21 protein-coding genes and 2 tRNA genes are annotated in these 26,093 nt (G+C 40.4%); 12 read left to right on the forward strand and 11 right to left on the reverse strand.

Annotation, left to right across the window (positions count from 1 at the left end):
• Positions 1-37: 37 nt before the first annotated feature.
• Entirely contained in the window at positions 38-907 is an 870-nt protein-coding gene (locus H8S90_RS07815; protein ID WP_187342004.1) for a hypothetical protein, read from the reverse strand.
• A 233-nt stretch (positions 908-1,140) separates the two neighbouring features.
• Here H8S90_RS07815 and H8S90_RS07820 point away from each other — a divergent pair, with 233 nt between their 5' ends.
• The 4 genes from H8S90_RS07820 (at position 1,141) to H8S90_RS07835 (ending at position 7,757) form a co-directional block, all read left to right on the forward strand.
• Positions 1,141-2,445 carry a DASH family cryptochrome gene (locus tag H8S90_RS07820; protein WP_187342005.1) on the forward strand — a complete coding sequence of 435 codons (1,305 nt, stop codon included), beginning with the start codon at positions 1,141-1,143 and terminating at the stop codon, positions 2,443-2,445.
• A 154-nt stretch (positions 2,446-2,599) separates the two neighbouring features.
• Positions 2,600-5,413, forward strand: a complete 2,814-nt coding sequence (locus H8S90_RS07825; protein ID WP_187342006.1) for a 2-oxoglutarate dehydrogenase E1 component — start codon at positions 2,600-2,602, stop codon at positions 5,411-5,413.
• 13 nt (positions 5,414-5,426) lie between these two features.
• Positions 5,427-6,683 carry a 2-oxoglutarate dehydrogenase complex dihydrolipoyllysine-residue succinyltransferase gene (gene odhB / locus H8S90_RS07830; RefSeq protein ID WP_187342007.1) on the forward strand — a complete coding sequence of 419 codons (1,257 nt, stop codon included), beginning with the start codon at positions 5,427-5,429 and terminating at the stop codon, positions 6,681-6,683.
• 75 nt (positions 6,684-6,758) lie between these two features.
• Positions 6,759-7,757, forward strand: coding sequence for a hypothetical protein (locus tag H8S90_RS07835; RefSeq protein WP_187342008.1), 999 nt, complete (start codon positions 6,759-6,761; stop codon positions 7,755-7,757).
• Here H8S90_RS07835 and H8S90_RS07840 read toward each other — a convergent pair whose 3' ends face one another.
• Positions 7,758-8,489, reverse strand: coding sequence for a head GIN domain-containing protein (locus tag H8S90_RS07840; protein WP_187342009.1), 732 nt, complete (start codon positions 8,487-8,489; stop codon positions 7,758-7,760).
• A 131-nt stretch (positions 8,490-8,620) separates the two neighbouring features.
• On the opposite strand from H8S90_RS07840, the gene H8S90_RS07845 reads away from it, so the two are divergent.
• From H8S90_RS07845 to H8S90_RS07860, 4 genes are all read left to right on the forward strand, one after another.
• Positions 8,621-9,790, forward strand: a complete 1,170-nt coding sequence (locus tag H8S90_RS07845) for a hypothetical protein (RefSeq protein WP_187342010.1) — start codon at positions 8,621-8,623, stop codon at positions 9,788-9,790.
• A 118-nt stretch (positions 9,791-9,908) separates the two neighbouring features.
• Positions 9,909-10,448 carry a plastocyanin/azurin family copper-binding protein gene (locus tag H8S90_RS07850; RefSeq protein ID WP_187342011.1) on the forward strand — a complete coding sequence of 180 codons (540 nt, stop codon included), beginning with the start codon at positions 9,909-9,911 and terminating at the stop codon, positions 10,446-10,448.
• A 169-nt stretch (positions 10,449-10,617) separates the two neighbouring features.
• Positions 10,618-12,021 carry a dihydrolipoyl dehydrogenase gene (gene lpdA / locus H8S90_RS07855; protein WP_187342012.1) on the forward strand — a complete coding sequence of 468 codons (1,404 nt, stop codon included), beginning with the start codon at positions 10,618-10,620 and terminating at the stop codon, positions 12,019-12,021.
• An 83-nt stretch (positions 12,022-12,104) separates the two neighbouring features.
• Positions 12,105-12,494 (forward strand): acyl-CoA thioesterase, encoded by a 390-nt coding sequence (locus H8S90_RS07860; RefSeq protein WP_187342013.1) that lies wholly within the window; start codon positions 12,105-12,107, stop codon positions 12,492-12,494.
• Between the two features lie 31 nt (positions 12,495-12,525).
• Here the strand turns inward: H8S90_RS07860 and H8S90_RS07865 are convergent, their stop codons facing one another.
• From H8S90_RS07865 to H8S90_RS07890, 6 genes are all read right to left on the reverse strand, one after another.
• Positions 12,526-12,837: a DUF3817 domain-containing protein gene (locus H8S90_RS07865; protein ID WP_187342014.1), complete on the reverse strand. Its 312-nt coding sequence runs from the start codon at positions 12,835-12,837 to the stop codon at positions 12,526-12,528.
• A 565-nt stretch (positions 12,838-13,402) separates the two neighbouring features.
• Positions 13,403-16,570, reverse strand: coding sequence for an efflux RND transporter permease subunit (locus H8S90_RS07870; RefSeq protein WP_187342015.1), 3,168 nt, complete (start codon positions 16,568-16,570; stop codon positions 13,403-13,405).
• A 195-nt stretch (positions 16,571-16,765) separates the two neighbouring features.
• Positions 16,766-17,878: an efflux RND transporter periplasmic adaptor subunit gene (locus H8S90_RS07875; protein WP_187342016.1), complete on the reverse strand. Its 1,113-nt coding sequence runs from the start codon at positions 17,876-17,878 to the stop codon at positions 16,766-16,768.
• Positions 17,879-17,931: 53 nt separating this feature from the next.
• Positions 17,932-19,272 carry a TolC family protein gene (locus H8S90_RS07880; protein ID WP_187342017.1) on the reverse strand — a complete coding sequence of 447 codons (1,341 nt, stop codon included), beginning with the start codon at positions 19,270-19,272 and terminating at the stop codon, positions 17,932-17,934.
• A 27-nt stretch (positions 19,273-19,299) separates the two neighbouring features.
• Complete coding sequence (locus H8S90_RS07885; RefSeq protein WP_187342018.1) at positions 19,300-19,923, reverse strand: TetR/AcrR family transcriptional regulator; 624 nt, start codon at positions 19,921-19,923, stop codon at positions 19,300-19,302.
• Between the two features lie 121 nt (positions 19,924-20,044).
• On the reverse strand, positions 20,045-20,665 hold the full coding sequence (locus H8S90_RS07890; RefSeq protein ID WP_187342019.1) for a TetR/AcrR family transcriptional regulator: 621 nt from the start codon (positions 20,663-20,665) through the stop codon (positions 20,045-20,047).
• Positions 20,666-20,892: 227 nt separating this feature from the next.
• Here H8S90_RS07890 and murB point away from each other — a divergent pair, with 227 nt between their 5' ends.
• The 3 genes from murB to H8S90_RS07905 all read left to right on the forward strand — a co-directional run bounded on the left by murB (position 20,893) and on the right by H8S90_RS07905 (position 23,086).
• Positions 20,893-21,909: a UDP-N-acetylmuramate dehydrogenase gene (murB, locus tag H8S90_RS07895; RefSeq protein WP_187342020.1), complete on the forward strand. Its 1,017-nt coding sequence runs from the start codon at positions 20,893-20,895 to the stop codon at positions 21,907-21,909.
• A 180-nt stretch (positions 21,910-22,089) separates the two neighbouring features.
• Positions 22,090-22,632 carry an RNA polymerase sigma factor gene (locus H8S90_RS07900; protein ID WP_187342021.1) on the forward strand — a complete coding sequence of 181 codons (543 nt, stop codon included), beginning with the start codon at positions 22,090-22,092 and terminating at the stop codon, positions 22,630-22,632.
• A 220-nt stretch (positions 22,633-22,852) separates the two neighbouring features.
• Positions 22,853-23,086, forward strand: a complete 234-nt coding sequence (locus tag H8S90_RS07905) for a cytochrome b5 domain-containing protein (protein ID WP_187342022.1) — start codon at positions 22,853-22,855, stop codon at positions 23,084-23,086.
• 7 nt (positions 23,087-23,093) lie between these two features.
• Here H8S90_RS07905 and H8S90_RS07910 read toward each other — a convergent pair whose 3' ends face one another.
• The 3 genes from H8S90_RS07910 to H8S90_RS07920 form a co-directional block, all read right to left on the reverse strand.
• Positions 23,094-24,008, reverse strand: a complete 915-nt coding sequence (locus tag H8S90_RS07910; RefSeq protein ID WP_187342023.1) for a PfkB family carbohydrate kinase — start codon at positions 24,006-24,008, stop codon at positions 23,094-23,096.
• Positions 24,009-24,058: 50 nt separating this feature from the next.
• Positions 24,059-24,132, reverse strand: a tRNA-Asn gene (locus H8S90_RS07915).
• 229 nt (positions 24,133-24,361) lie between these two features.
• Positions 24,362-24,435, reverse strand: a tRNA-Asn gene (locus tag H8S90_RS07920).
• A 314-nt stretch (positions 24,436-24,749) separates the two neighbouring features.
• Between H8S90_RS07920 and H8S90_RS07925 the strand changes: the two genes are divergently transcribed.
• Positions 24,750-26,054: an NAD(P)/FAD-dependent oxidoreductase gene (locus tag H8S90_RS07925; RefSeq protein WP_187342024.1), complete on the forward strand. Its 1,305-nt coding sequence runs from the start codon at positions 24,750-24,752 to the stop codon at positions 26,052-26,054.
• Positions 26,055-26,093 lie beyond the last annotated feature (39 nt).

A 26,093-nucleotide genomic window follows, 5' to 3' on the forward strand; every position in this document is an offset into this window, starting at 1 on the left:
TTTATATATGACGGTGGACAATGGTTAAATGATACAATCAATCGTTAAGTGCTTCCTTTAATGCTTCTTCGAATGTTAAGCATTCGTGTGGAAAGAGATCATGAATATGGTTGTTTTCACATAAAAGGTCTCCTGTGATATGTTGGCCGAATGCCCGCGCCGTTGATACGTTGATACCCGTAGTAAGGCTGATAAATATGGCCGATAAGCGATTGTTAAAGCTAGGTAATGTGATGATCGGACGCTTTAATCGGCGTAACTTCAAATAAGCGCTCAACATATCCCTGTAACTCAAAATGTCGGGTCCGCCTAAATCAAAGTTCTGATTAAATGCTGCCGGGTTGAGTGTGATAAAATTGAGATAAGTGAGCAGATCATGTAATGCGATGGGTTGTGCCCGCATCTTCACTAAGCGTTTATTGGTGAAAATAAAAAACTTCGACGAGATTTTTTTCATCATTTCCATAAGAATAGAACCCTTGCCTATGATGTTGCTAACCCGAACAATAGTATAGGAGATGTAGCTGTCTATCAAAATTTGCTGCACATCTTTTATAAAAGGGGTTCGGAGCCGGGTAATATAGATGAGTTGTTGGCTATTGGTTCTCCTGGCCTGTTTGATGAAATTCGTCAATGACAGCAACTCCAGGTTTTTGTATTGCTCGTTCCATTCTGCCGAATCTTGGCTCAGATATATGGCTACATCCATATGCTCGTTGATGGATGGATGGTACTTCTCCCGAAGTAGATCGCCTTTTATAACGAAAAGGTTTGGACGAGTTTCCGTGGTGTTTAGGAAATGTTTATCATTACGTACTAAACAAGAAATCTGGTATCCTTCATCTGCTAAATGTAAAGCAAGTCTTTTCCCTAAATAATTGTTTAATCCAGCAATTAGTGTATTCATTTTCGCTTGGCCTATGTCACTTGTATACTACAATTGTATTGTTCTTTCTGTTTAATTAAAAGTGAATTTTTTGCAATAGTAAGCATTTATGACTGGGGAGGCGAAAGAAGAGGCATAAAATGTTGTTTGAACATTTGTTAGAATAGTGTAAAGCTTCGTTTTTAGTAGGTAAAACTTTGTTTTATGCGGCTAAAAACCAGTATATTTGAGGTTAATATTTCCCTGTATTAAGAATGAATAAAGATACAATCCTTGTTTGGTTCAGAAATGATCTTCGTGTGCGCGATAACGAGATATTGTGGCAAGCGATAGAACGGGCAGACAAGGTGGTTCCTGTATACATATTTGATCCCCGAAATTTTGGTTATTTGACGAATGGTTTGCAAAAGACGGGTGTTTTACGCGCAAAGTTTATCTTGGAAAGTGTGAGTGATCTGCGCACTTCTTTGCGTGCACGTGGAGGCGATTTATTGGTAACTACGGGCCACCCGGAAGAGTTGTTGCCCGATTTAGCCACCCAGTATGACGTTAAGGAGGTGTATCACCACAGGGAAGTGGCAGAAGAGGAAACGAATATTTCTACCCTGGTAGAAGAAGCTCTTTGGCGCAAGAGACTCAACTTGAAGCACTTTATCGGGCATACGCTTTATCATAAAGAAGACCTACCCTTTCCTATTAAAGATATTCCTGATGCTTTTTCGACTTTTCGAAAGAAAATTGAAAGAGAGACGGCTATCCGTCCCAGCTTGGGTGTTCCCGAGACCATTACCCTTCCAGATGATTTTGTATCTGATGATGAATTGCCAAGTCTACGCGACTTGGGGTTTGGTGATGCTGAAATGGCTTTAGCGAGGCAATCTGCCTTCACAGGGGGTGAAAGCGCAGCTATCGAGCAGCTTCAGGCGGTCATTGCTGAAGAACCCTGTGCATTAAGTGAAAAAATGGGTGCAGACAATGGGACGATTTTGTCTCCTTGGATTGCCATGGGGTGTTTGTCGGCCCACACCGTTTATCATACCGTAAAACGCTATGAAGATCAGAGGCTTTCTAAAAAAACGGCATCAACCATTATACAGGGGCTGTTATGGCGCGATTATTTCCGTTTTATGTTTAAAAAATATGGAAATCGGTTTTTTACGACCAATGGCTTTTCAGCAACGCCTATCAATCGATCGCCTGAACAGACACCTGCGTTTGAGGCTTGGAAAAAGGGTGAAACAGGGAACGATCTGGTAGACGCAGCAATGCGGCAGCTTAATGAGGTTGGCTTTATGCCTCACGCAGCCAGAGCTTTAGTAGCTCATTATTTAGTGGAGGACTTGGGTCTTAGCCATTTGCTTGGTGCCGCTTACTTTGAAGATAAATTGATTGATTACGGCCCTTCTTCCAACTATGGTAACTGGGCTCATATAGCGGGAGCAGGGAGTAGTTTGAAAGATAACGGCATTAAAGATGTAAAAAAAATGCAGGCAGCTTTTGATCCGAAAGGGGACTATGTAAAACGTTGGCTTTTTAAACAGAAAACACCCGTAAGCTAAACATAAGCCCCGCTGTTTTGTTGAGCATAATGAGAACAAATCAATAGAAGAGAAAGACGCTAAAATTTTTATGCTGACTTATAAATAAATGTGATTTAATGTGCATTACATCAGATATTTTATAACTTTGTCAGCACATCGTATTAAAAAGTAAATGGACAGATTTTCATATCTTAGTAACGCAGACTCAAGTTACGTAGAATCGCTGTATAAAGCGTATAAAGAGGACCCTGATTCGGTCGATTTCGGATGGCAGAAATTTTTTGAAGGATTTGAATTTGGAGAGCAGGCAGAAGGAGGAAAGCCTGTTGAAGGGGGAGATATTTCTGAGCACTCACTGAAAGAGATAAATGTGCTCAATATGATTAATGGGTATCGTGATCGCGGTCACCTGTTCACTAAGACGAACCCGGTGCGCGAACGTAGACCATATTTTCCTGGTAAGGAGTTGGAAACTTTCGGTCTATCTGAGGCGGATATGGATACCGTATTCAATGCGGGAGTGGAACTTGGTATCGGGCCTGCAAAACTGAGAGATATCCGGAGTTTAATCGAAGAAACCTATTGTGAATCGATAGGCGCAGAGTTTACGTATATCCGCCACCCTGAAAAGGTGAAGTGGCTAACGGAACACATGGAAGGTACCCGTAACCGACCTAATTTTTCTATCGAGAAAAAGAAGCGGATATTACAGAAATTGAACGAGGCTGTTGTTTTTGAAAGCTTTTTGGGAACGAAGTTTCTTGGTCAGAAGCGTTTTTCGCTTGAAGGGGCAGAAAGTGTTATCCCAGCGCTCGACTCAGTCATCGAAAAAGGAGCCGATTTAGGGATTAAGGAATTTGTGATTGGTATGGCCCATCGTGGACGTTTAAACGTGTTGGCGAATGTTATGGGCAAAACCTATAAAGATATATTTTCCGAGTTCGAGGGCAAAACGGTTGCATCGGCAGGGGAACCTGATTTTGGCGGGGATGTAAAGTATCACTTAGGATTTTCAACGGATATTAAAACAAATGACGGTAAGGATGTTCATTTAAGTTTATGCCCTAACCCGTCCCATTTGGAGGCGGTTGATCCGGTTGTAGAAGGCTTGGTGCGCTCTAAGATTGATATGAAATATGATGGGGATAAGACTCAGATAGCTCCTATTTTAATTCATGGGGATGCAGCTATAGCTGGCCAAGGGATAGTTTATGAAGTGGCACAGATGTCTAAACTTGATGGATATTCTACGGGAGGAACTATACACTTGGTCATTAACAATCAAATAGGTTTTACCACAAATTTTAAGGATGCCCGTTCATCTACGTATTGTACTGACCTGGCCAAGGTTACACTTTCGCCGGTGTTCCATGTAAATGGGGATGACGTAGAAGCGTTAGTGTTTGCTATTAATATGGCTGTTGAATACCGTCAACGTTACCATACAGACGTTTATATCGACATCCTATGTTACCGACGTTATGGTCATAATGAGGCTGATGAGCCAAAATTTACTCAGCCAAAATTATATAAGGCGATAGCCGGACATCCTAACCCGAGGGAGATTTACAATAAGAAATTACAGGAGCAGGGAAGTGTGGACGCCAATTTGGCAAAAGAAATGGAAAAGGACTTTAAAGCCTTATTACAGCAACGGTTGGATGAATCAAAAGAGGCGGAAACCTTATCCGATGTTAATCCAATGTTCTCCGGTGCTTGGAAAGGTTTGAAGCCGGCTAAATATGAAGATATCTTTAAACCTGCTGCTACAGCGGTAGACAGAGCAAGGTTTCTGGAAATTGCCAAAAAGATTACCACGCTTCCCAAGGATAAAAAATTCTTTGGAAAGACGGCAAGGCTTTTTGAAGCAAGGAGCAAAATGATCACCGAAGACGCTTACGATTGGGCGATGGGTGAATTGATGGCTTATGGTACCCTGCTGGAAGAAGGATCCAGGGTACGTATTTCAGGTCAGGATGTAGAACGTGGTACCTTTTCGCATCGCCATGCGGTAATAACCCTCGAAGATTCGGAAGAGGAATATATTCCATTGCGATCTATTAAAGACAAAGACGGTGAGGTAAAATTCGATATTTATAATTCATTGTTATCTGAATATGGTGTTTTGGGATTTGAGTATGGTTATGCGCTGGCAAACCCGCAATGTTTAACGGTATGGGAAGCTCAGTTTGGAGACTTCTTTAACGGTGCACAGATTGTGATCGATCAGTACCTGTCGAGCGCAGAAACTAAATGGAAACGCTCTAATGGTCTGGTTATGCTTCTGCCTCATGGTTATGAAGGGCAGGGGCCTGAACACTCCTCGGGCCGGATTGAGCGATTCTTGGAAGCCTGTGCCGAAAATAATATACAGGTGGCCAATTGTACTACACCAGCTAACTTTTTCCACCTGTTAAGACGGCAGTTACATCGTGATTTCAGGAAGCCATTGATTGTGTTTACACCAAAAAGCTTGTTAAGACATCCTAAGGTAGTGAGTAAATTGACTGATTTTACCAAAGGCCAGTTTCAGGAAATTATTGATGATACCTACGTAAAAAATACGGATGTGAAAAGGGTGTTACTCTGTAGCGGGAAAGTATACTACGATCTTTTGCAAAAACAACAAGATGATAAGCGTAAAGACGTGGCCATTGTTAGGGTAGAACAGCTGTATCCTTCGCCAACTGATAAAATACGGGCTATCCGGTATAAATATAAAAATGCTACGAAGTTTTTCTGGGTACAGGAAGAGCCAGAGAATATGGGGGCATGGCCATATATATGCCGTAAATATCGTAGAACAAGTGTAGAGCTGGATGTGATTTCCCGCAGGGAAAGCAGCAGTACAGCTACAGGCTATTCAAAACAACATAATGCGCAACAGCTTTCATTGATTAGTAGGGCTTTTGCCGATGATAGTGCAGGAACGGAAGCCAAAAAGCAGGTAAAAAAAACAACTAAAGTAGCATCTAAAGTAGATTAACAATAAAAATATTATGGGAGTAGAAATAAAAGTTCCTACCGTTGGCGAGTCGATAACAGAGGTTACCTTGTCGCAATGGTTAAAAAATGATGGTGACTATGTAGAAATGGATGAAAACCTGGCCGAATTAGAGTCAGATAAAGCAACTTTTGAACTTCCGGCTGAGAAAGCCGGTATTCTGAAAATTGTTGCTCAAGAAGGTGATACTTTAGAGATCGGCGCTGTGGTGTGTATCATTGAAGAAGGAGAGGCTGGTGATTCCAAACCGTCGACCAAAGAAGAAACGTCTGTTGCTGATGCAAAAGAGGAGAAGCAGCCTGAAGGGAAAAATGATGGTGACGAGGAGAAGGAAGAAAATTATGCCGCAGGGACTCCGTCTCCGGCTGCTGCGAAGATATTGAAAGAAAAAGGTATTGATCCTAAGGAGGTTAAAGGTACTGGAAAAGATGGTCGCATTACCAAAGAGGATGCATTGAAGGCGGAAAAAACTGCCGAAAAGAAAAGTGAGCAACCTAAAGCTACAACCGATACTACTCCCAGGGAATCGAGTCAAAAACCAGTGGCTGGTGCTCGTGAAGAACGTCGGGAGAAAATGTCATCGCTTCGCAAGACGATCGCAAAACGCTTGGTTTCTGTAAAAAACGAAACCGCTATGTTGACTACTTTCAACGAAGTCGACATGAAGCCGATCATGGATTTACGTGCGAAATATAAGGACAAATTCAAAGATAAATATGGTATAGGCTTAGGCTTCATGTCTTTCTTCACAAAGGCAGTAACCACCGCCTTGGCAGAATGGCCGGCGGTTAATGCACGTATAGACAATAATGAAATCGTTTATAGCGACTTTGCTGATATTTCCATCGCTGTCTCTGCGCCGAAAGGCCTGGTAGTGCCTGTGGTAAGGAACGCAGAATCGCTTTCGCTCGACGAAATTGAGAAAGCCATACGTGATCTGGCTACAAAAGCGCGCGACAATAAATTAACTATTGAAGAGATGACCGGCGGTACCTTCACGATTACCAATGGTGGCGTGTTTGGATCTATGATGTCAACACCTATTATCAATGCACCACAATCGGCGATATTAGGTATGCACAATATTGTTGAACGTCCGGTGGCCATTAATGGAGAAGTCGTTATCCGGCCAATGATGTATATTGCATTATCTTATGACCATCGTATAGTAGACGGAAGAGAATCTGTAAGCTTCCTGGTTCGGGTAAAAGAACTGCTGGAAGATCCCGCCAGACTATTATTGGGCATTTAATTGAAATAGGCAAAAAGCGGTTGAGTGATCATACTCAACCGCTTTTTTGTTGCTTGATTGATTAACGATAGGTAAATGAAGAAGACGTTTTGCATGTTGTGTTTGTGTTTGTTTGGCTATTTTGTCAAAGCACAGCAACGATTAGAGTGGAATCTGCATACCTTTGGTTTCGCTGATAACCGGGAATATACGAATGCAGGACTCTACTCGCAGTCTATTTTAGGTATCCGAGTAGCTCCGGAGATTGGTATCAGCGTAGATAGTATTCACCGCGTGCGCTTTGGAATAAATTTTTTGCAGGAGTTCGGTGCACAACCTTTTGGAGCTAAAGTTAACCCAACAGCTTACTATAACTATGAAAATAAAGGTGTTTCTTTTTACCTGGGAGCCTTCCCCCGAGTGGATCTGATCGGGGATTATCCAAGAGCGGTTTTGAATGATACCTTAATGTATTATCGGCCTAATATAGAAGGGTTATTTTTGAGATACCAAAAAGAGGGCTTTCATCAGCAACTATGGGTAGACTGGACCAGTAGACAAACAGCAAACGATCGGGAGCAGTTTATGGTAGGTCTTTCAGGAAAATTTCAAAAGAATCTATTCTTTTTTTCTCACCATTTAACCATGTTGCATACCGCAAGCAGTTTAAATGAAACTTTCCCCGTAAGGGATAACATGACAGGTATGTTGCAGTTAGGTCTGGATTTAAGTAAACGGACAACGCTCGATTCATTAACCTTTAGTGCAGGTATGTTACTGTCGCTCGATAGACAGCGGGGATTATACGAAAGCCGTACCCCGAAAGGAGCAATTATCGATGTACACGCCGCATATAGAGCTGTTTTTCTGAATAACACTTTCTACAAGGGACAAGCGCATGATATCATGTTTGGCGACCGCTTTTATACCAAAGACACCTATAACCGACTTGATCTAGGTTGGAAACCATTCCGGTTGGCAAACCTCGAAGGGTCATTTATGCTGAGTTTACATTTTACGCCAGGACAAATCAGCAACCAACAAATGCTGTTGCTTCGCTATAACCTAGGGGGCGGGATCAAATTGAAAGACTAGTTACCTTCCAGAAATATCGCCTGATCCCGATTTTTGTTTATTTACCTCTTTTGGATTACCACTATAGCTGATATCACCAGACCCAGATAGGTGAGCGTTTAGCGTATTCGATACATAGATGCTGATGTCTCCCGAGCCACTCACTTTGGCGTTGCTATCACGTGTTTTCAAAGCACTGCCGTCAAAATCGCCAGAACCCTGAATCGTAATATCAGCCGATTCAGCTGTTCCTTTAATGTCTATGTCTCCCGAACCGACTATCGATGCGGAGAGCTTTTTGACATTTACAGGCAACTCTATATCGCCAGACCCTATAAGCGCTACTTGTAACTGATCGCCCTGTATCTGATTTTTAACTACGATGTCTCCAGATCCGCGCTGCGTCAAAGCATCTAAAGACTTAGCACTAATTTGAATTAAAAGATTCTTTTGAACTCTCCAATTATTAAAGAGGTTTTTATTGTTCTTTTTGATACTTATAACTAATACGCCATTTTTAACTTCAGTTTCTACTAAATCAATGGCTTCTTGATTGCCGATAATTTTCAATGATTCTGAGGAACCCAAAGTGATTTCCAAATCAATGCTTCCAATGTTTTCAATGGCATGGAAACCAGAAACTTGACGGGTTTCATCAGCCGATTTATTGGTGATTGCAGCATGGGCAATACCGATGCATAAAAAGGGCACCAAGGCCGCAAGCCATCCAAGAGAGTAAAGTAATCGTTTCATTTTATGGAGCGTTTTTGTTATAAATATATATTAGTTTATTTAATTAGACGCAAAAAAAAGGAAAACGTTGCTTTTTTTCTTTATTTCGTGTACAGGAAAAATTATATTAGTTAAAAATACTGGTGATCTGAATGAAAGTTAAAAAGGTAGATACTCCCGAACTGTCCCGTTTATTTTTAGAGATGCCTTTGACGTTATACGCCAATGATAAATACTACATCAGGCCATTGGACGAAGATATTACCAATGTCTTTGACAGAGAAAAAAACAGCATGTTTGCGTATGGCGATTGTTGCAGGTGGCTGCTTTTTGACCATCATGAACAATGTATTGGCCGGATTGCGGCTTTTTACGATCAGGTAAGTGCGGCAAATTATGAACAACCTACGGGAGGCTGTGGCTTTTTTGAATGTATAAATAATGAGGAAGCTGCTTTTTTACTTTTTGATACCGCTAGAGAATGGCTCTTTGCGCATGGCATGGAAGCGATGGATGGACCGGTTAACTTTGGTAGCCGAGAGCGTTGGTGGGGACTGTTGGTAGATGGCTTCGTTGAACCCTGTTATTGCAGTAATTACCATCTACCTTATTATCGCGAGCTGTTCGAGGCCTATGGGTTTCGACTTTATTATAAACAATACACCTACCAGCGCAAGTTAGAATTGGCGATCAGCGAGCGATATATTGCCAAAGCCAAGCGCTTGTTGGGAATGAAAGGATATACCTTTGATTATATTAGGAGAAAGGATTTATATAAGGCTGCTGAACAATTTCGAGCAGTATATAATAAAGCTTGGGTACGGCACGATGGTGTTGGTGAAATGACTGCATCGCAAGCAAAAAAACTTATGAAGAATTTAAAACCCATAGTGGACCCTTTAGGTTTATGGTTTGCTTATTACGACGGACAGCCTGTGGGTTTCTTTATCAGTATACCAGACGTCAATCAGCTTTTGGTCAAACATGTAAATGGTAGGATTGGGATCAAAGGATTGTTGGCCTTGCTTTGGAATAGATGTTTCAAAAGATGCAAAACATTATTTGGGATAGTGTTTGGTGTGGTGCCCGAACACCAACGAAAGGGGGTGGAAGTGGCGTTGATCATGGAGTCGGCTAAAATATTTATTAACAGAAGACGTCAAACAGGATATGAAGAGCTGCAAATGAATTGGATCGGTGATTTTAATCCGAAAATGATGAATTTGGCGACCCAAATAGGGGCACGTATTTACAAGACCCACCACACTTACCGGTACCTATTTGACCGTGAAAAACCATTTGAAAGGCATCCAATTCTTTAAGTAGGCGGAAAGTGTTACGCTGAATATTGAAAATTAAAGCGTTGATGTCGAAAGATTTTGATAAATTATTAATAAGTTTGTAGGTAGCTAAAATTAGAAAAACAAAAGAAAGAAAGAAATGAAGAAAGTATTTATGGTGCCAGCTATTGCGGCGGCATTGTTTTTAGCCTCTTGTGGTGGAGGGGATAGCGGTTCATCTGCTAACCATGAGCATGAAAGTGCGGCCTCTACATCGACTGAAGCACCTGCTGCTACAGTTCCGGGTATTGAAGACGTAGAGCTAACCGATCACATTGAGCTTGAAGGATCAGATGACATGCGCTTCGATAAAGATTTGTTTAAAGTAAAAGCTGGTGAGACTGTAAAACTGAAGCTTAAAAATGTAGGCGTTCAACCTGTAGAATCTATGGGCCACAATGCGGTTGTATTAGACGAAGGAACTGACGTAGCCTCTTTTGGTGGCGAAGCATTCAAGGCGAAAGATGAAGAATATATTCCATCAACTTTTGCTTCCTCCATTATCGCACATACTAAACTTTTAGGTCCCGGAGAATCAGATGAGATTGAATTTACATTGCCAAAAGCTGGCGTTTACGAATTTATCTGTAGCTTTCCCGGCCATTGGGGTACCATGCGTGGAAAAATCGTAGCAGAATAATTTAGTATATCGTAAAAAAAACGCCTCCGCAGGATTTTTCCTGCGGAGGCGTTTTTTTTACGATATACTGTTTTTTGTTTTACCCTTTTTCGCCTATTTTATGCTGAACGGGCTTAATATTTTTGTAACTTTGATCGTTTGATTATCATTAAAAGAAAATAAAAAGTTCATGCAATACGACGTAGTAGTTATAGGTAGCGGACCTGGCGGTTATGTGGCTGCCATCCGTTGCGGTCAATTAGGATTGAAAACAGCAATAATTGAAAAATACGACACGTTAGGTGGTACTTGCTTAAATGTAGGCTGCATCCCTTCCAAAGCGTTATTAGATTCCAGCGAGCATTATCATAATGCAAGCAAACACTTCTCAGAACATGGGATCAATTTAAGCAACCTTAAAGTGGATCTGAAACAAATGATCAAACGTAAGAATGATGTTGTTGGACAAACTACCGGTGGTATTACATTTTTGATGAAAAAAAATAAGGTAACCACCTATCAGGGCGTTGGTTCTTTTGTTGATAAAAATACGATAAAAATCACCAAAGGAGATGATGCAACGGAAGAGATTACGGCTAAAAATGTGATCATTGCAACAGGTTCTAAACCTGCGTCGTTACCTAGTATAAAAATTGACAAAAAACGTATCATAACTTCTACCGAAGCGCTGAACTTAACTGAAGTTCCTAAAAAGCTCATATTAATTGGCGGGGGAGTGATAGGTTTGGAATTAGGCTCAGTATATGCTCGCTTGGGCGCTAAAGTCACCGTTTTGGAATATTTAGATTCCATTATTCCGACTATGGATAAGGGCTTAGGTAAGGAACTTCAAAAATCATTAAAAGGTCTTGGCTTTGAGTTTTTATTAAGCCATAAAGTAACGGGTGCTACGGTAAAAGGGAAAACGGTTACCGTTACTGCAGAAGATGCTAAGGGTAATGCGGTAACCGTTGATGGCGATTATTGCTTGGTAGCGGTAGGACGTACTGCTTTTAGCGAAGGGCTGAATCTAGAGGCTCTTGGAATTAAGCTGGAAGAAAGAGGGAAGAAAATTCCTGTAAATGAAGATCTGGAAACACCGGTTAAAGGTGTTTATGCGATTGGCGACGTAGTGAAAGGGGCCATGCTTGCCCATAAGGCAGAAGAAGAAGGGACATATGTAGCCGAATTAATAGCAGGGCAAAAACCACACATCAATTATAACCTCATTCCAGGAGTAGTATATACCTGGCCTGAAGTTGCCAGTGTGGGAGCAACAGAGGAACAGTTGAAAGATGAAGGGAAAAAATATAAGGTGGGTTCGTTCCCTTTTAAAGCTAGTGGAAGAGCACGTGCCAGTATGGATACGGAAGGTTTCATCAAAGTATTGGCAGACGCAAATACCGACGAAATTTTAGGTGTACATATGATCGGGCCAAGGGTGGCAGATATTATAGCGGAGGCAGTGGTAGCGATGGAGTACCGTGCGTCGGCTGAAGATATTGCCCGTATTTGTCATGCTCATCCAACTTATACCGAATCGTTTAAGGAAGCCGCTCTCGCGGCTACGGCTAATAGAGCTATACATATATAATATTTGAATGTAAGTATATAGTATGAGGTTTAAGCCAAAACCTTATACTGTATACTCTATCCTCATTTTACTTTAATTAACCTATGAATTTTCATACACGTAAATGGGTTAAACCCGAAGATTTAAATCCCAATGGCACTTTATTTGGTGGCACTTTGTTGCGTTGGATTGATGAAGAAGCTGTTATTTATGCTATCGTGCAATTAGGTAATCCAAAAGTTGTGACCAAATTTATATCAGAAATTAACTTTGTAAGCTCAGCAACTCAAGGGGATATTATTGAGTTAGGAATTAAAGCTACTCATTTTGGAACAACGTCTATCACCTTAACCTGTGAAGTACGTAATAAAATTACCCGTAAAAGCATTCTCACTATTGATAAACTGGTGTTTGTAAACTTAGACGTAGAGGGGAACCCTGTACCTCATGGTAAAACAGAAATTACCTATGCCTTCGCTGGAGATAGACCCTAGCGCTTTTTGCCAGCAACAACTACAGTTTCGTTTATCTCGTTTCTTCCTTTAGTTTCTTCTCTACAAAAAAGGGAGCGAAAGGTAATAAGGAGGCGACAAAAAACAAAACTACTCTTCCAAATTTCCAGCTATAAGCGATCGAACACTGGATAAGCATAAATAGATAGCCCATAAATAATATACCGTGTGCCCATCCCACATACTTTACCGCTAAGGGAAAATCTGCCCAATATTTTAAAGGCATGGCTATAAAAACCAGTAAAATAAATGAAATACCTTCAAGTAAGGCTACTTTACGAAAGTTGTTTAACGAGCTATTTGTTGAAGCGGTAGAATTAGACATGTGTTGACGTTGTATGTGATCTCGAATGCCCAAAAATACAATATAATAGGTTTGATTTTTAATTATTTAACAGGTTTTACTTGGTGCTGACGCTCGGCAGACACATTAGTGGAAACGTTTATACATTTCCACCAAGTTCCCATTCTACTTGCTGCTTTATCTTATACACTACCTGTGCGTTTATTTACTAAAAAATAGTAACACAGAAAGCCAGCAGCAATAAATGCAGTTTCGATACCATAAGGAAGAGATGATGAGTTAACACTGTAGGGAATGAATTCAATGACAACCAGTCCAAGCCCCCCGAATAGTAAGATGAGCCCCCATTTTAGCGATTGTTCTTTGTTCTCTTTGGTGAGAAATACTTCAATTGATTTTTAGCATGCTACGGGAAAATGCCGGGATGATATTATTTGCACTGGTCATAATTGCAGCTGTTCAGGTAGCCGATAAACAGCTGGTGAGGTCGAAGTATTACTAAAGGTTAAAAATGGTATTCTCCAAAAAAACCCTAAGTGTTTTACCTAGGGCTTTTTTAATAGTTATGGAAGTATTTTGGAGAATCTTAATAATGACTTTCGTATTCCTTAACTTCCTTATGTTCATATTCTTCCATCATTAATTCTTCGATTGGTCGTCCTTTTTTATCAAGACCAAAACGGTGTAGAATATTGTCCATCACTTGATAAACCACCGGAACAATGATAAGCGTTAGGAAAAGTGAACTTATCAAACCTCCAATAATTACCCATGCCAGACCATTTTTCCATTCAGCACCGGCACTGGAGGCTAGTGCGATAGGCATCATCCCGATAACCATAGCTATCGTTGTCATTAATATTGGACGCAGACGGGCGTGGTTTGCATGAATGAGGGCTTGGCGTGTGTTATGACCTTCTGCTTTCATTTGGTTGGTAAAGTCAACTAATATGATCGCATTTTTCGCGACAAGTCCAATCAGCATAATAAGCCCCAGGATGGTAAAGATATTGAGTGAGTTATTTGTCAGTGCCAATGCTAATAGTGCACCAATTACCGACAAAGGTATCGAGAACATGACTACAAATGGATAGACAAAGCTGTCGTAAAGGGCTACCATAATAAGGTATACCAATAAAATCGATACGAGCAGTGCTGTACCCAATGATCCGAACCCTTCCTCTTGACTCTCCATATCTCCCCCCCAAACGTAATTAGTACCGGTTGGTTTTCTTACTTCGCTCAATTTATCTTCAAACTCTTGGATAATGGTTCCTGATGGACGGCCTACGGCTTGAGACTGTACTTTTACTGAAGTGCTTTTATCCCGTCTTTCCAACTGACTTGGTCCGGCACCCTCCCTAACGTCAGCAAATTGCGAAAGTTTGATAAGCTTACCGTCGTCATTACTAAAATATAGGTTTTTTACATCATCAACATTCTTTCTGTCATAATCTTCAAAGCGGATGTTGATGTCATATTCATATTCTCCTTGGCGGAATTTACCATCGGTGTTGCCATTGAAAGCCGTTTGCATGGTTGACCCAACGGTTTGAAGAGACAAGCCTAAGGCTGTCATCTTATCGCGGTCGACCTCTACTGTAAGCTCAGGGTTACCGCTTTCTACAGATAGTTTTGTTTCAGCTGCTCCCGGTACGCTGGCCAGTATCTCTCGTGCTTTTTCGGCATAGGCTAAAACACTATCTAGATCTGAACCTGTAACCACCATTTCGATGGGTGCCTGCTCTGCCATCCCCAAAATACTTACAGGAACGGTTTTGACCTTGGCGCCAACCAGCAGGTGTTCTACTTCTCCCTTCAGTTTAGCAGCATAAATATTGGAGGCGTCTTCCCGCTCGCCTTTAGGGACGAGTTTTACGGTGATCTCAGCTTTATAAGCGGTTGATTGATCGGCACCAAAGTTGTCGCTCGATTGACCAACGGTGGTGATCAGTGATACGATTTCTTTTTTGGTACTTAAATACTCTTCAGCTTTCCTGGCCATTTGGTTCGTCTGTTCAATGGATGCATCTTTTGGCAGTTCTATCTGAACTAAAAACTCTCCACGGTCACCTTGCGCAAAAAATTCAGCACCGATGAACCCACCGAAAGTTAATCCGCAGGACGATACCAAAAGTAAAGAAACAGAAACCAATGTAATAGCTTTGTGGTCAAGTGCCCAATTTAAAATATTGGTAATCCAGTTGGTAAAGCGATGGAGCATTTTTTCGAAGCCTAATACGAAGCGTCCTACAAATGTTCTATCGGATATACGTTCCAGCTTTCCAAAACGGGAAGTGAGTAAGGGCACGATAGAGAAAGAGGCTAATAGACTAAGGAGTGTAGAGATCATGACCACCACACAAAACTCGCGCAAGATATCAGAGACCAAACCGGTACTTACCGATATCGGTAAGAACACTACCACGATTACCATGGTGATAGAAACAACTGTGAAGCCGATCTCTTTCGTGGCATCATAGGAGGCCCGTACTTTGTTCTTGCCCATTTCCATGTGACGGTAGATGTTTTCGATAACCACGATGGCATCATCAACCAAGATACCCACTACAAGAGAAAGGCCTAAAAGTGACATTAAGTTTAAGGTGAATCCAAATAACTCCATTCCTATAAAGGTTGCTATCAAAGAAGCAGGGATAGCTACCATTACGATAACCGCATTACGCAAGCTATGCAAGAAGAAAAGCATTACCACAGCGACAAGCACGATAGCCAAAAACAAATCATGTACAACGGCATCTGCCGATTCAAGTGTATATTCGGAGGTGTCATTGGCAACTAAGATTTCAAGGTTTTCCTGGCTATAGTCCTGTTGCAGTTGTTCAATAATATTACGGACCCCTTCACTTACGTTTACGGCATTTGCATCAGACGTTTTAAGCACTTGAAGAATAATAGACGCGCTACGGTCAACACGAGCGATTTTCTCTACATCTTTTTGTGCATCTTGCACGTCAGCTAACTCTTTTAGACGAATCTGTGCCCCATCGTCAGCCGTACTGACAACGATGTTTCGTAACTCTTCTACAGACCTGTACTTCCCGGCCAGGCGGATGAGGATATCCTGATCTTTTGTTTTAACACTCCCTGTAGGAAAATCAAGATTAGACGTAAGGATCGTTTGTTGGACATCCAATGCGGATAGTCCATAAGCCTGTAGTTTAGCTGCGTTCAGGTTAACCTGTATTTCTCGTTCCTGTCCACCAACTAGATTGACCTGAGCTACCCCCTCTACTCTGGAAACGATCGGTTGAATCCGCTTATCTATCAAATCGAAGAACTGCGCATCGTCCATACTCGCAGTTGCCGAAAGTGTTACAATGGGTAAGTCGTCCAGCGAGAATTTTGCGAGTGATGGCGTTTCGGCATCATCGGGTAGGTCGGATAACACGGCGTTTACTTTACGCTGAGCGTCGTTTAGCGCGTAATCTACGTCGGCACCACTGGTAAGCTCGATAGTAATTACCGATAAGCTCTCGAAAGAAACCGCTTCGAGCTTTTTAATGTTTTCCATGGATGACACGGCGTCTTCCAGTTTCTTGGTTACTGTATTCTCAATTTCATTTGGTGACGCTCCTGGGTATACCGTTGAAATAGAAACCACGCCTGGGCTGAATTTCGGTAACATCTCATAGTTTAAGGAGAGGTAACTGATAATCCCTAATAACGTCAATGCAGTGAATACCACAATCACGATTGAGGGGCGTTTTATTGATATTTCGGCTATTTTCATCAGAAAAATTGTTGATGTAACTTTTTTATTTTAGCGGTATCATTGATACCGCTTCGCTAAGTTTAATTTAAAAGGCGATGAAGCTTGCATGAGTTATATCCGATATCCTATGTGAGTGGCCGCTCATGCAGGTTTCATTGGAAAGCCTGTGTTTTTCCGTGATAGACCAAGTTTGCACAGGCCTATAACGGAATATTACCCGTTTTCTTCCTTATTGGGTGTTTCGGTATTCTGTCCCTTTTCTTCCTCCGCTTGAGGTTTTACCTCTGTGCCATCTACCAGATTAATCTGGCCACTGATAATAACGGTCTCGTCCTCTTGAAGTCCATCGAGAATCTCTACCCGTTCCCCCAATATTCTGCCGGCAGTCACTTTTCTTATGCGAGCTATGCTGTCGTTTTCTAGAACATACACCTCATTGGTACTAACGCTCCCAACAAATGCTGTGCGAGGGATAACAACATTGGGTGCCTGTTCTGGCATGTCAAATAACGCCGTACCATACATCCCGGCTTTTAATGTTTGAGAAGATGAATTATCAACTTGAATTTCAACAGGGTAATTTAAAGTATTGTCAGCCTTCGCAGCAATAAATGAAATTTTTCCATTAAAGTCTTTGTTTGGGAAAACAGATGTTTTGATTTTTACGGGTTGACCAACGTTCAAATTTACCACTTGTGATTCATTGGCATTTACCAATAGTTTCAAACGAGAAACGTCTACAATATCAAAGATCGGGGTGCCAGGAGAAACATATGTTCCTACTTCAATACTCCGCTTATTGATAATCCCTGCTATTGGAGCCTTTATATAAGAGTCGGACAGGCGGCGTTTAGCTTGCTGCACCCTATTTTCTGCATTTCTCAGATTTAAGTTTATCTCATCCACCTGCGCTTGAGTAACGCCTCCTGTTTTAAAGGAGCTTTCATAACGCTGTTGGTCGGTCCTTAATTGACTCAGAGCATCTTCTGCCGATTGTAGTTCGAGGGTTAAATATTCGTCGTCGATGTGCGCAAGTACCTGGCCGCGGTTAACCCGGGAACCTTCTTCAACCAAAATGCGGGTTACCCGACCACTGTTTTCTGCGACAAGGCTGAGATCTTGCCATGCAGCGAAATTGCCATTAGCAGAGAAATCGAGCTCGATGGCGGATTTGCTTACTTTACTGGTACGTACGAACACGGCACCAGATCCCCTGGCGACAATGTCTGTCTTGGCTTGGTTCTCTTTCTTGTTATTGGTTAAGATGACACCAATCAATACAGCTACACCAACTACGATAACGATTGTAATGATTATTCTTTTCATTTTTATTTTAGCTAAATATGATCCGTTTAATAAGCTTGTTAAGGCTGCAGTAATTATTCAGTTAGTAATGATTTAATATTACCATTGGACTTTATCAGTTCAATTTGTGCTACTTTATATTTCAATAAAGCTTCGTTGTAGCTATTTTGCGCCGCTACAAGGTCGGTTTCCGAAGTTAGCAAATCAGTTAAACTCGCTAGCCCATTTTTGTAATTGTTTTGGGTGCTGTAAAACACTTCCTCTGCTAGCTTTTTATTTTCCTCTTGTGTCCGTATGGTTGTTAAACTGGTTTTTAACTGATTATTGGCATTGTCGTATGACATCTTTAATGAATTCGATGTGTTGCGGATATCCTGGTGAATTTTCTGCAATTCAACATTTGATTGCCTTACCCTTGACCTTCTGGCAAAGCCATCGAAGATAGGTATACGTAAGGATAGCGTGATAGCAGACATATCGAAATTCAAAGCATTTCTAGTGTAAAGGTTAAACTTGTCGCTTTGGGTATTAAGCATGTAATTTGCACCCAGTGATAAGCTCGGATAATACTCTGCTAAGTTTGCCTTGCGTTGGTGTTGCAGAAGTGTTTCCTGGCTTTTCAGCACTTTAAATTGTGCCAGACGCTCTAAGTTGAACCCGTCATTATTTAACTGCATCGCCTCGTGTTCCAATTCGCTTACAGCGTTATAAGGCAATTGGATCTTTTCACTAACAGGCATTCCCATATAATATTTCAACAGATTATGCTGTTGAGTTATGGCGGTTTCCAGTTCTTGCCTTTGAGCTACCAGGTTGCTTTTGTTGACGTTGACGCGGTCAAGGTCTATTTTTTTAGCCAAGCCGAGATCAAATTGACTATTTACCATTGCAAGAAGCTTTTCGGTTCTATCAAGATTCGCGTCAATCACTTTTAATTGCTCTTTATTGATAATAACTTGGTAATAAGCTGCGGCCACTTGCTGAATGACGTTTTCTTCACTTAATTCAGCAGATAGACGGTAATATTCTTCAGAACTTCTGGCTGCTTTCAAACCAGTGAAAACTGATTGATTGAATATCTCTTGATTAAGTTGGACTTGAGTTACCGCTTGCCAGTTTTGTCCAATTGTAATCGTTGTAAACTCGCCCGTTGCCGGATCTGGAAACACAAATTGCGGTATTAATAAATTGTACGTTGCTGAGGACGTAACGTCTATTTGAGGCAAAGCTCCAGCCTTCACTTCTGCTACTTTGTGTTGTCCTCCCACTATTTCCAATCGTGCTTTCTCTAATACCTCACTGTTTTCTATCGCATAGTTAAGTGCTGCTCTCAGCGTTAGAGAGTCTTGTGCCCACACGCTTCCAATACTTAATATAAAAAGTAAGAACACTGATAAGAAGTGTTTTGATTTCATTGCTGTTTTGGAGTTAAATGTTCTTATTCAATTGTTTAATAATTCGTGACGTAAACCGTTTACGAAAATGACGGATGCCTTTTTCTGTTTTTCAAATATTTCGTTGAAAACGGATATTTCAGGAATGTCCTTGTTTGTGACCTTAGCAATTGATACCATGGAAATACCCCTTAGAATAGTGAAATATATCTGAGACGTATTTCGGATGTCAAATGTTACAAGCTCTTTACTTTTGATGCCCTTTTCAAAGATTTTTTCCAGAATTTCCAGTTCATTTGCTTCGGCAAGACTTCCTAGTTTCTGTATTTGTTCCATATTCAGGTTACTATCTGCGAAACCTATGGTGATATGCAACAGATAATGTTTTTCAAAAAAGTTTTTCCGAATTTCGAGGAGTCTGAAAAGCATATCCAGTACTTCGGTAGAGGTGTCCAAGATTTTATTGAACGCTTGTGTACCCTCATCTATAAGATGTTTGATAACATCAACAACCAAAGCGGTTTTATCCGGGAAATAATAGTATAAGTTTGCTTTAGAGACCGAAATATCATCCGCTATTTCACTCATGGTAGTTTTATTTATCCCAAAATGAGAAAAACGTCTAAGAGCAGTGTCGATGATGTGTTGCCTTTTTATTTCATTTGTTTCCAACTTGACTACCTAACTTTTTAACTATTGTACTTTTTGACTTTTTAATTTTCCTGGTCAAAAATAAGACAATATTTAGAAGTGTAAGGTAAAATGTTTCCGGTATGTTTTTAATATGACGGTTTTATGACTTTTCCTGGTTCCGTAAGCCATTTAAGAAAATGACAGCGAGTTTCTTCTGCATTTTCGATATCTCATCAAATTCATCTTTTGTTGGGATAAACATGGCTTTTTTGTCTTTTAATACACAGAAGCGCATACCTATCATGGCATTGAGGAATATTTCAGCTATATATATCGTGTTTTCAACATGGAGTTCCTGGCATTGGTTGGCCTTATTGAAAACACTGGCGATCGTTTTAATTTCCCGCTCACTAACGAGTTGTATAACGCGCGACAGCTCTTGGGGGATCTCCATGCTGTTTCCTATAATGGTTTGATCAAATAGGTTATAATATTTCATGGCAAAGGCGAGGCGCATATCAATAATATAGAGTATGGCATCTTCACAATTATCGATATCGACTAAACCTTGATCGATTTTATGAAACATTTTCTTCGCAATGTTTTCAAGGACGGCGGCATACAGGCTGATTTTATCTGGAAAATAATAATATAGTAAAGCTTTTGATAGGGATAGGTCTTTAGCTATTTCGGTCATCGTCGTTTTCGATATTCCAAAATGGGCGAAACGTTTGGTTGCGGCCTCAATGATGAGTGTTCGTTTTTTATCGTGGTTATCCATTCGTTAATTCGTTGATATTATAAGATTATCTCGCAAAAATTTTTTTTAACCTTATCTTTGGCCAAAACAATTCTTATGACACATCTTTGACAGAGCAAATAAACTACTTTTTTTCCATCTGTGATAAATATAAGGAAAAATTGAATAATTGAAGAAAAAAGTCAGTCGTAAAATTTGCGTGTAGAGTTTAAGGAATTGTTTCGTTTATGATGCAAGGGGTACAATAAATGGATATACAGAAAAATGTTTCACTGAAACCGTACAACACTTTTGGAGTAGATGCAGTAGCCAGACAATTGGTTCATATAAAGAAAGAGGAAGATTTGAGCCACTTATATGCTGCCGAGATTTTAACTCGTGATAATCTGTTGCTTTTGGGAGGAGGGAGTAATATTTTGTTTGTCAATGATTTTGAAGGTTTGGTGATACATATGGCGATCGGTGGAATCGACTATTGTATTAATGGGACGGATGTCGTTGTTCGGGCCGGGGGTGGTGTGGTGTGGAACGATTTGGTAAATTATTGTGTAAACAAAGGTTTTGGCGGAATCGAGAACCTCAGTCTGATTCCGGGAACAGTGGGAGCAGCTCCTGTTCAAAATATAGGTGCTTATGGGGTTGAACTACAAGATATTTTTCTTTCGTGTCGAGGTTTTGATCTAGCAACAGGAGAGATAAAGACCTTTTATAAAGAAGACTGTGCTTTTGATTACCGTGATAGTATTTTTAAAGGAGTGCTTAAAGGAAAAATTATTATTACAGAAGTAAACCTTTCGCTTTCTACCGAGTCAAAGCTTAATACAACATATGGTGCGATAAGTGCAGAGTTGCACAATAGAGGGATTGTGTCTCCAACAATTAAAGAAGTGTCTGAGGTGGTTTCAGCTATTCGGGTAAGTAAGCTGCCAGATCCTTCGATGATCGGTAATTCAGGTTCGTTTTTCAAGAACCCTGTAATATCTGTAGACAGATTTAGGGTGTTACTGTCTAATTTTGTAGACATAGTCTCCTACCCATTTGGAGATAATAAGATTAAGCTGGCCGCCGGTTGGTTAATTGAGCAATGTGGTTGGAAAGGACGGGTAGTGGGAAATACCGGGACGTGGAAAAATCAGGCTCTTGTTCTGGTAAATCATGGAAACGCCACTGGATTAGAGGTTTATGATTTTTCCGAAGAGATAATAAAAAGTGTGAAAAATAAGTTTGATGTTGTTTTAGAGCGTGAAGTCAATGTCGTGCTGTAGTTAAATGAAAATTAACTATTCATTAAAAATTATATTTTTTGGAAATTGTGGCGTGTTTTGGCGAGATACTTGCATGAAATTAAGTGTTAATGTATTTTATAAATAATTGGATATTTAAAATGCGATTGTATTAAACCTGGTAACAAGGGAGAAGCCTTGTTCCCGCAAACCCTAAACAGTATGACAAAGCTAGAATTTAACACCATGGTGACCCAGCATTCTGATTCATTGAAAATGTATGCTTTACACTTTACTCATGACGATGAAGATGCAAACGATTTGGTTCAGGATACTGTACTCAAGGCAATTACTTATTACGACAAGTTTAAAGAAGGAACAAATCTTAAAGGATGGTTATACACTATCATGAAAAATACGTTTATTAATAACTACCGTCGTTTTGTAAAAATCAGTTCGTTTGTAACGAAATCGGATGAGATCTCTTCGGCAAATTTGGTCTTTAGCGCGACAGGAAATGTAGGAGAGAATAAGTTTGTTATGGATGATATCAAACATGCGATGGCCAACCTCTCGGATGATTACTATGTGCCCTTTACCATGTATTTTGAAGGGTATAAATACCATGAGATAGCCGACCACTTGGATATTCCAATTGGTACAGTCAAAACCAGGATACATGTTGCTCGTAAAACATTGAAGAAATCTCTAAAGCCTTATCAATCAGGTTTAAAATCGCATAATTATGCCGCTGCAATGATGTAATATAAGAAATTAAGACGATAAAAAAACGGATTTGAGTAGACAGAAAATCCGTTTTTTTTTTGCAGACCATCTTAGATTTCTATAAAAATGTTACCTAATAATTTATTTTTTTTTTGCAGCTACGCGCAATTTTCCTGTCTTTTCTGTAGAAAAAATTTCCATTCTCCAAAACGTGATACTTGATAGATAGGGATAATAATAATAGTTTTGGCACTGGCATATGGAACAATATTATACCAAGGCGCAACTGGCGCGAAGAAATGGTCAGGACAGGGCAGAAATATGGGTGGCGTACAAGGGAATGATTTATGATGTTACCGCAAGTAGATTATGGATAAAAGGCATGCATTATGAGCATTGGGCCGGGCAGGACTTAACAGAGGAGTTAATGGATGCTCCACATACTGAAGAAGTTTTTAGTAAGTTTGACGTGATCGGGAAACTACGATTGTAACCCTTTATTAAATATCAAACGCAGTTAAGGCACTAAATTGATTGATCCTTGCTGCGATGTCTTCATCCTGCAAATTTTCGATACGTTCAGTCCCGAATTTTTCCACGCAAAAGGAGGCTAAGGCCGAACCATAAATAATAGCACTTTTCATATGTTGAAAGTCGACGATATCTCTTTTCGCAAGATAACCTATAAAACCACCTGCGAATGTATCTCCGGCACCTGTCGGATCGAACACTTCAGCGAGTGGTAGGGCGGGGGCAGAGAAGATCTTTCCTTCACCAAATAATAAGGCACCATGTTCCCCTTTTTTGATAATGAGGTATTTTGGTCCCATATTTAAAATTTCTTCTGCAGCCCTTACCAGAGCATACTGTCCGGAAAGCTGACGGGCTTCTTCATCGTTAATAGCTAGCACATCCACTTCTTTAAGAACCTTTTTCAAGTCGTCCAGCGCTATATCCATCCAAAAGTTCATGGTGTCCAGTACGGTTAGTTTCGGACGCTTTTTCAAGCGCTTCAATGCGGTAATTTGCACTTGTGGACTTAAATTCCCTAACAAAATATATTGCGCATCTTGATAATTGGAAGGAATAATGGGGTCAAAAGAGCCCAATACATTGAGTTCGGTAACCAGCGTGTCACGTGTGTTCATGTCGTTGTGGTACCTGCCTGACCAGAAAAAGGACTTTTCTCCTGTCTTGATCTGTATTCCTGAAATATCAATATTCCTTTTGGTAAATTTAGACAAATTGCTCTCACCAAAATCCTCACCAACAACTCCTACAATTTTAACATCTTTATATAGATAAGAAGCTGCTAAAGCGGCATAACTGGCAGCTCCACCCACTATTTTATCTGTTTTTCCAAAAGGTGTTTCCAGTGCGTCAAAGGCTACAGAACCCAGAATAATTAAACTCATAACGAATACGTGTCGATTATAAACAAAAAAACCGGCTTTAGCCGGTTTTGCTCCTGAAGCTGGGCTCGAACCAGCGACCCTCTGATTAACAGTCAGATGCTCTAACCAGCTGAGCTATTCAGGAATTTTGATTCTGGTTATGGTAGTTCTAGATAAAGAATGTTCTGTTTCCGAACTGCGTTGCAAATATAGGGTATTGTTTTAAATTGTCAAATGATTTTTTTAGCAAAATGTAAGTCGCTTTTTATACTGATAGTTATACGCTCTCGCGATTCTTTAGTTGTCTTAATAACTTATTGGTAAAGAGCAGTTAGCCTATATAAGAAAAGCACTCCTTGGAAGGAATGCTTTTGCTCCTGAAGCTGGGCTCGAACCAGCGACCCTCTGATTAACAGTCAGATGCTCTAACCAGCTGAGCTATTCAGGAATCTACTGTTATTTTTGGGACTGCAATATTCGGTATTTAGAATCAAATTACCAAAAAAAAATGAAATATTTTGGAAAGCTGCCATGTAACAATGTATCGCTTTGATTGTTAGTAAATCGGAAGGTAAGTTTTCTTGTTTTGAAGGAAAGGGAGAGATTATTTTTCTTAGTGTTGTTTGTACACTATTTGTGAGAATTATATATTATATTTGTCGAAGTTTTTTCATGATAACAATGCAAACCTGCTATTGCGTAGGAAAGTAAAATTTGTCAGTTTTGCGCATCATAAAAAAACTGGGATTAAAAATTAATACTATGAATATTGTAATAGTTGGCGGTGGTTTTGCCGGAATGAATTTGGCCAAGCAATTGTCTAAAGACAATAGCCTGAATATTACATTGATAGATAAAAATAACTATCATTTTTTTCCGCCCTTGATCTATCAGGTTGCAACGGCGTTCATTGAAACATCTATTATCACTTATCCGTTCCGGAAGATGTTTCGTAAAGCAAGAAATTTCAGGTTTCATTATGGTGCACTGGAGAGAATTGATACCGAGAATAAAGTAGTATTTACTACATCTGGTAAAGTGTCGTACGACTATGCCGTGTTGGCTATGGGGACGGAGACCAATTATTTCGGAATGGACAATGTAGAGAAACATGCCGTTCCAATGAAAACTATCGACGATGCCATACACTTACGAAATCATATTCTAAGAAATGGAGAATGGGCGGCACAGGAGGCAAATGAGGTGGAGAGAGTGAAATTTTCTACTATCGTTATTGCTGGAGGCGGACCTACAGGAGTGGAGCTGGCAGGGATGTTGGCCTACATGAACAAAAAGATTCTTGCGAAGGAATATCCCGAGTTTTCACCTAATGGCAAGATGCGAATCGTTCTAGTTGATATGCTGCCTACCTTATTAGGTCCAATGAGTAAAAAATCTCAACAGGAAGCACTGGAAGTTTTGCAGGGCATGGGCGTTGAAGTGAAATTGAATACCGGTGTGAAGGATTATGTTGATGGACATGTGATTTTTGCTGATGGGACAAGTATTGCAACAGATACGTTAATTTGGTCTTCGGGGGTGATAGCAAAAGAAGCTCCGGGCTTACCCCAAGATTCGATCGGGAAGGGCAGGAGGATTTTGGTTGATGCTTATAATAGAGTGCAGGGGCTAGATGACGTTTTTGCGATAGGCGATATTTGTTTGCAAACAGCTGATAAAGATTTTCCTAACGGGCATCCACAGCTGGCCCAGGTCGCTATACAGCAAGGAATACTTTTAGCTGAAAATATTGTGAATATGATTGAGAAGCGACCGTTGAAACCTTTTAAATATAATGATAAAGGAAGTATGGCTATTATTACCAAAAATAAGGCGGTAGTAGATTTGCCCAAATTTACCTTTACAGGTTGGTTCGCTTGGTTAACGTGGCTGTTTATTCATATCATACCAATTGCAGGTTTTAGAAACAAGATTAAATTGGTTACCGGCTGGTTTTGGTCGTTTTTAACCAATAATCCTAGCTTACGTTTAATTATCAGGCCGATCGAGAAGTTGAGGGACTGTTCCGAAGATGAAGAGGCCGAGGTACACGATAGCCAACGTTAATTAAAGAAAAACGGATTAAAAGTCCAGTTCAGGAGCATC

It is taken from the genome of Olivibacter sp. SDN3, assembly GCF_014334135.1.
GTDB lineage: Bacteria > Bacteroidota > Bacteroidia > Sphingobacteriales > Sphingobacteriaceae > Olivibacter.